1 protein-coding gene and 1 pseudogene are annotated in these 2,244 nt (G+C 73.3%); one reads left to right on the forward strand and one right to left on the reverse strand.

The features are described 5' to 3' along the window. A pseudogene (locus tag ABZ281_RS46635) lies at positions 1–769 on the reverse strand (lantipeptide synthetase); the annotation flags it as partial. 186 nt (positions 770–955) lie between these two features. Here ABZ281_RS46635 and ABZ281_RS46640 point away from each other — a divergent pair. After that, a partial coding sequence (locus ABZ281_RS46640; protein ID WP_356664600.1) for a PAS domain-containing protein occupies positions 956–2,244 on the forward strand: 1,289 nt, incomplete at its 3' end.

Genomic DNA, 2,244 nt, shown 5'->3' on the forward strand with positions numbered 1-2,244 from the left:
GGGTGTCGGTGCCCGCGTACACCCCGCCACCGTTGGAGAAGTGCAGCGCCTTCTCGATGCGGTATGGCAGCTCGCCCGTCGTCGTGTCGTTCCGCGCGTCCAGATGCGGCTGGAGGAACGCCGGAGGGGTCACCCATTCGGGCACCTGGAAGGACGGCGCCCGCCGGTCCGGCACCAGCCGCCCCTCGCCGTCCCGCACCGCCGGCACCAGCGAGCCCCGCTCGTCCACGACGAACGCCCGGGCGAAAGCGCCGTAGCGCACATACAGCGGGCCCTCGCCCCAGCGCAGGTCGGTGAGGACGTACGGCCCCTCGAACCCCTCCAGCAGCGCGCCCAGCTCGCACAGCACCCGGTGCAGCTGCTCCTCGTCGGCCGGGTAGACGGTGACGAACTTGCCGCTGCCGTCGCGCGGCGCGTATTTGGTGTTGCGCAGGTGGAGCAGGTGCGGGCCCGGCACGAACTTGAAGGGGACGCGCCGCTCGACGCAGTAGTCCCACACGATCCGGGCGATCTCCTCCGCGTTCGCCCGGGTCGCCGAGGCGTGGATCTTCCACCCCTGGGCCGGCCCCTGCACCGGTTCGCCGTCGAGGCCGAGCGGCGTCATCGTCAGCCAGTCGCCGATGCGGGCCGACTCCCAGCCCTCCGGCAGCGGCCGGCGGGCCGTCTCGTAGAGGTGGGCGACGGACCCCTGCCCGCCCCGGGCAAGCCGGTCCGGCGTCTCGTAGAAATGCCGGTCGGCCAGCGCGTACACCTCGTACCGCTTGTCCATGCGTCCCCCTCCGTGACGAGTACCGAGCCTTCCAGCCACCAGCCGGGCACGGACAGTCACGCCTGTCACGAGAACACCGTGCGGAACGCATGCGTCAAGACATGTTCGGATTCTTTCGAGCGCCCGCGTCATCGCTGGTACACGGAACGTCCACAGGGGCTGCGCGGGTGTCTCATTAGCGCTGTAATGGCCAACGTGGTCAGTCAGGGCGCCCAAGAGCGCGGAATGCGAACGCTGCGTGCCGAAGGTGCCCTCAAAGCGATCGCGGCCGATCACGAGTCGTCCGAACGGCTGCGCCGCGTCCTCGAGCAGGCACTCGTCTTCGCCGGTGCGTCGCTCGCCGCCGTCTACGCGCCCGGCGAGGACGGCGAGCTGCTCTGCCTGATGGAGTCGGCCGGCGTCCCGAGGACGCTGTACGGGCTGCGCGACAGCTACCCGCGCGCCGGGCGGTCCCCGGCCGCCGAGGCCCACCGCCGAGGACGGCCGGTGTCACTGGGCCCGGCGGAACTCGCCGAGCACGCCCAGGCACGGCGCGTACCGTCGAGGGACTTCTCCCTGACGGCCCTGCCTTTGCCCGGCGACGGCGGCTGCCTGCTGGCCGTGACCGAGCGGCCCGAGGGGTTCGGCCCCGACGACCTCCGCTGCCTGGAACTCATCGCGGACGCGGTCGCCTTCACCGTCCCGGCCGCACCCGCCGACGCCGGTGAACTGCCGCCGAGCGCCTTCAGCCTCGCCATGGACACCGGACTCGTCCGGGTCGGCGACGACCTGCTGGACCTGTTCGGTCTGGACCCCGTGGAGTTCGACGGCCGTGTCGAGACGCTGCTGAGTCTCACGGTCCCCGAGGACCTGCCGTCGCTGATGTCCGTGGTGGAGGCCGACCACATGTCCATCGGCGACCGGGAGCTGGAGTTCCGGGTGCTTCAGCCCGCCGGGCCGCCGAAGTGGCTCCGGCTGCGCGGGCGCATCCTGCCCGGCGGCGAGGGCCGCCCGGCACGCCTGGTGGGCACGGTCGTCGACGTCTCCACACTGCGCTCCGACGTCACCGACGTCGCCCGCGTCCAGCGCCTGGCCGCCGCGCTGGCCACCGCCGTCACCGTCCGCGACGTCGGCAAGGCCGTGGTCGCCGCGCTGCGCCGACCGCTGCGGGCCGACCGGATCGCGCTCGCCGAGCTGGAGAGCGATCGGCTCGTCGTCACCGTCCTCGACCCGCCCGAACCCGAGGCCTGGCCCGAGCTGTGGCGGTCGGAATGGCGCACCGAGTGGCCCGACGCACCCGTGCGCGCCATGCCCACCCTCGCCGCCGCGCTGCGCGAGGGCCGGGCCCGCATCTGGCCCGCCGGCAGCCCGCTGGAGCGCGCCCTGGCCGAGGTCGGCCCCGGCGGCCTCGCCGTCCTGCCGCTGCCCGCCGGGATGATCGTCGTCTGGGTGGAGGCGAGGGCCGACGTGGAGACCGCCAGCAGGACGACCCAGTC

The organism is Streptomyces sp. NPDC006265 (assembly GCF_040613555.1).
GTDB lineage: Bacteria > Actinomycetota > Actinomycetes > Streptomycetales > Streptomycetaceae > Streptomyces.